The 4,115-nt window shown below is 66.5% G+C and carries 3 protein-coding genes; all 3 read left to right on the top strand.

Going from position 1 to position 4,115, the window contains the following annotated elements; genetic code table 11:
- Positions 1-45: 45 nt before the first annotated feature.
- The 3 genes from KDK95_RS34060 (at position 46) to KDK95_RS34050 (ending at position 3,544) form a co-directional block, all read left to right on the top strand.
- The gene (locus KDK95_RS34060) at positions 46-465 is read left to right on the top strand and encodes a PPOX class F420-dependent oxidoreductase (RefSeq protein ID WP_212522490.1); all 420 of its coding nucleotides are present in this window, start codon (positions 46-48) and stop codon (positions 463-465) included.
- A 586-nt stretch (positions 466-1,051) separates the two neighbouring features.
- The gene (locus KDK95_RS34055; protein WP_249162309.1) at positions 1,052-1,705 is read left to right on the top strand and encodes a GNAT family N-acetyltransferase; all 654 of its coding nucleotides are present in this window, start codon (positions 1,052-1,054) and stop codon (positions 1,703-1,705) included.
- A 990-nt stretch (positions 1,706-2,695) separates the two neighbouring features.
- The gene (locus tag KDK95_RS34050) at positions 2,696-3,544 is read left to right on the top strand and encodes a G1 family glutamic endopeptidase (RefSeq protein ID WP_249162308.1); all 849 of its coding nucleotides are present in this window, start codon (positions 2,696-2,698) and stop codon (positions 3,542-3,544) included.
- Positions 3,545-4,115 lie beyond the last annotated feature (571 nt).

The following is a 4,115-nucleotide window of genomic DNA, read 5'->3' as shown; positions in this document are numbered from 1 at the left end:
CGTCGGTCGTGAGGGCTGGTCGGCGGGGGCTGCTACGGTCGGGACATGCCCAAGACTCCTGTGCCCGGTCCGATCGCCGAGTTCCTCAGCCGCCCGAATCCCGCCGTGTTCGCGTCGAACCGGCCTGATGGACAGCCGGTGTCCGTCGCGACGTGGTATCTGTACGAGAACGGAAGGATCTTGGTGAACCTGGCGTCCGTGCGGAAGCGGCTGGATTACCTGGCGGCGGATCCGCGAGTCAGCCTGACGGTCCTCGACGGGGATACGTGGTACTCGCACGTGAGTCTGCAGGGGCGGGTCGTATCCACCGAGCAGGATCCGGATCTTTCAGTCATCGACCGGATCTCCCGGCACTACACCGGGTCCGACTACTCGGCCCGCGATCAGCAGCGGGTGAGCTGCTGGATCGAGATCGACCGGTGGCATGCGTGGGGTAAGGCCGCCAAGTTGGCTACGCAGGCGTAGTCCGAGGGACGGTCGCGGTCGTGCAATGGGGACGGGCCGAATTTGCCGCCCCTCCCCCGATGGCGCGGCTGCTGCCTCGTGGTCGCTACCAGGCCTTCTAAGCTGAGCGGCGGACGAAGAGCAGGACGGGAATCCCGGCCAACAGGTCACAGAGCGCCGTACGGAGGCGGCTGGCGTTCTGCGCGCGTCGGGTGTGGTGTAACTGGACACCTTCGCTGTGCGACCAGCTGACGACGCCAATGGCGAACCTGGAAGTTCGGCAGATCGGGATCTCGCCAATCGTGCGCGCGCTCAAGGGGCCGGCGATGCGCGGAGCACGGTGAACGATAGGCGACGGAAGGCGGTGCGCGCTAAGCGGTTGCACGCTAAAGGCGGTGCGCGGCCGAACCGTGGGGCGGCGGTCGGCCGTGCATGGTTCTGTTCCTGCATCTCGCGTGATGAGGCGAAGCGACCTTGCGCCAGCGTCCCGACCGGTAAGCGTTAACGGTGGCGAAGCGCGGCAGAAATGGGTTGCTTGGGAGATTACAGTGGCGCTAGCCTTGTATTACTTCAATCGCCATGTTGTACTAGTACATAGGTGGAGCCCATGGCCTCGACAATGCTCGACTCGCCGCCGTACGAACGTCACCCGCTCGTGCCCGAATCGCCGTGGCTTGAGGCGCCGACGCTGACGGGGCGTCATGTCGTCCTCGAGGCACTGCGACTGGAGCACGCAGCAGAGCTCTTTCACGCTCTCGACGATGAGGAGGTTTGGCGATACATCCCGTCCACACAGCCGCGGACCGAGGACGAGATGACCGCGTACGTCGCGGGGATCCTTCAGGCGTGGGCGTTGGGAACGCGAGTGGCGTGGGTGTACCGCGAGCCGAGCACTCAGGAGCTGATCGGCATGTCCAGCTACGTACCACCCGAGGAGAAGACGAAGTCGGTTCACATCGGCGGGACGATGACGGCGCGTGGATATTGGCGAAGCGGGGTGAACACCGAGGCGAAACTGCTGCTGATGACGCGTGCGTTCGAGACGTTGGGCGCGGTACGGGTCGAATGGCAGGCGGACAATCTCAACCTGCGCTCGCAGGCGGCGATCGAGCGGCTCGGCGCCGTACGGGAGGGCGTGCTGCGCAGTCACAAGCCGCGAGGGGACGGATCACGACGGGACTCGGTGTTCTACGGGTTGCTGGTGGAGGAATGGCCAGCGGCGAAGGAACGACTGGTCCAGAGACTCGCAGCGCATGGCTGACGACGGGTAGAGGCGCCAGCACGGCCCACAGGTACGCGCACCAGGTCCGCGTGCCGGCGGCCGATCTCGCGCAGCGACCCCGGGCTTCCGGCATCAGGCACCCGGCATCCGGCTTCCGGCTTCCGGCTTCCGGCAACACGGTGACGATCAGCCCGCCGTCCGGGACCAGCGCCCGCCGCGTCCATCCGCGCGGCGGCCAGGTTGGGGCAAGGTGCAGCTGAAGGCAGCGCAATACTGACGCGACACGACACAGTGCCAGCGCTGGCGGTTGTGGAGGACTCGAGGTGCCGAAGATCGCGTTGGCGAGCTCGAGCGGGTGCGCCAGCGCTACCCCTTGAGCAGTTCGGTCTGCACCCGGCCCGAGAACAACTCCATCATGGCATTGTCATAGCAGCCGGCTATCGAGCCCGCAGTCGGCGGCTCGCCTGGCTGAGGCCCACCACACACAAGTCGGTGTTGAGCTCGAACGCCAGGGCGAGGCGCGCTGGCTCGAATGAGGGCTAGGAGTTGATGCCGCTCTGGCGCTTGCGGTTCTTCAGCAGGCGGATCAGGCGGCGGATGAGAAAGTACATGGTCTGCTCCTGTAGATCGAGATCGCTCGGATTGATTGGGATGGGTTGGACTAGTCGCACTGCTGGGTGGCGGGTCTCAACGTACGGCGCCGGGCGCCGGCGGGCCTCAGCCCTGGAGTTGATTCGCGGGTGGACAGGGAGGGTTGACGGGCCCCGGATCGCGGGGCACTCAGGCGCCGCTAAGCCTCGTTAAGAACTTGCTAAGGCTTCGATGCTTGACCGTGGCTTTGCGTTACGGGATACGCGATTTGCGACCTGCGGACAACTGTTTTGCCTGGGTTTCGGGTGACATTCAGGGTTCACGGCCCTAGGTTCACAGACATCAACCAAGGATCGTCCCGGCAGACGCGCCACTACCCACGACGCGCCCGCTGCCGACTCCTGCCCACGGACCCCACACCCAAGAGGAGTTTCTCCCATGCCCACGAGGAGATGGCTCGCCCCGGCGATCGGCCTCAGTGCCGTCGCGCTGGCGGCCGGAACGTCCACGGCCGCGTTCGCCGCGGTTCCGGCGCGCGACGACGCGGCGTCGGCCGGCGCGACGTCCCAGCACCACGTGCACAGCCGCGGGGACGTGATGCGCCATCACGGCACGTCCGCCGCGCATCTCACGCCGGTCAGCTCCGTCCACCACAACGGCAAGATCGTCCTCCACGACACCAGCGACAACTGGGCCGGCTACGCCGCGACCGGCAGCACGTACACCAGCGTCTCGGCGAGCTGGGTGCAGCCCTCGGTCAGCTGCGGCAGCGAGGACACGTACTCGAGCTTCTGGGTCGGCATCGACGGCGACGGCACGAGCTCGGTCGAGCAGACCGGCACCGAGGCCGACTGCTCGAGCGGCCAGGCCGAGTACTCGTCATGGTACGAGATGTACCCGGCCAACCCGGTGAACTTCAGCGACACGGTCACGCCGGGCGACTCGTTCACCGCATCCGTCAGCGACGACGGATCGGGCACGTTCACACTGACGCTGACCGACAACACGGCCGGTTGGTCGGAGACAACGAACCAGAGCTCGTCGACCGCTCAGGACGGCTCGGCGGAGGTCATCGCCGAAGCGCCGTACAGCAACGGCGTGCTGCCGCTGTCGGACTTCGGCACGGTGGACTTCACCGGCGCGACCGCGAACGGGAGTCCGATCGGCGACGCCAGCCCGACCCAGATCAACCTGGTCTCGGACGGCGGCGTCACCGAGGCGACCACGTCCGGCCTGGACAGCAGCGGTGAGGACTTCTCCGTGACCTGGGAGAGCACCGGCAGCTGAGCACCAGAACGGCTGAGTGGATTGGCAGACACCGGCCGCCGAAAAGGCGAACGGCGGGTAGGAGAGTACGCGGAGCGGCCGGTGCCGAGTGGCCGGTATCGAGTGCCCAGTAGCGAGTACCGGGCACTCGGCACCGGGCAACGTGGAAACGCCAAGAAGGGATGACGGCGGGGTCGGTGCCGAGCACCTGAGACCGCCTGCTGCAGGAACACTGGAGGATGAGTGCAGGGCTGGCGCCGAGTACCTGATATCGGCTGCCGCGGGAACGCTGAAAAGGTGAGGGGCGCGGGCGGTAACGAGAACCTGAGGCCGCCTGCTCCGGGAACGCTGAGAAGGTGACGGGCGCGGGCGGTAACGAGAACCTGAGACCAGTTGCCGCAGGAACGCGAAGAACGTGAGCCGCGCGGACGGTACCGAGTACCTGAGGCCGCCTGCTCCGGGAAGGCTGAGATGGTGGGGGGATTTACTGCCGTTACCGAGTGGCTGGTGCTAGGTGCTGCGTAGCGCTGAGACGCAGCGAAGCTGGGTGGGATTGATTGGCTGGTGCCGGAGCCGAATGAGTGGGCCTGGG

This window comes from Actinospica acidithermotolerans, from assembly GCF_018139625.1.
Taxonomy (GTDB): Bacteria; Actinomycetota; Actinomycetes; order Streptomycetales; family Catenulisporaceae; genus Actinospica; species Actinospica acidithermotolerans.
The sequence above is the reverse complement of the archived record's forward strand: the minus strand, read 5'-3'. Positions and strand labels throughout refer to the sequence as shown.

Excerpts from the sequence above, each read along its gene's own strand:
- KDK95_RS34060 (WP_212522490.1), top strand. The coding sequence starts at position 46 with ATGCCCAAGACTCCTGTGCCCGGTCCGATCGCCGAGTTCCTCAGCCGC.
- KDK95_RS34055 (WP_249162309.1), top strand. The coding sequence starts at position 1,052 with ATGGCCTCGACAATGCTCGACTCGCCGCCGTACGAACGTCACCCGCTC.
- KDK95_RS34050 (WP_249162308.1), top strand. The coding sequence starts at position 2,696 with ATGCCCACGAGGAGATGGCTCGCCCCGGCGATCGGCCTCAGTGCCGTC.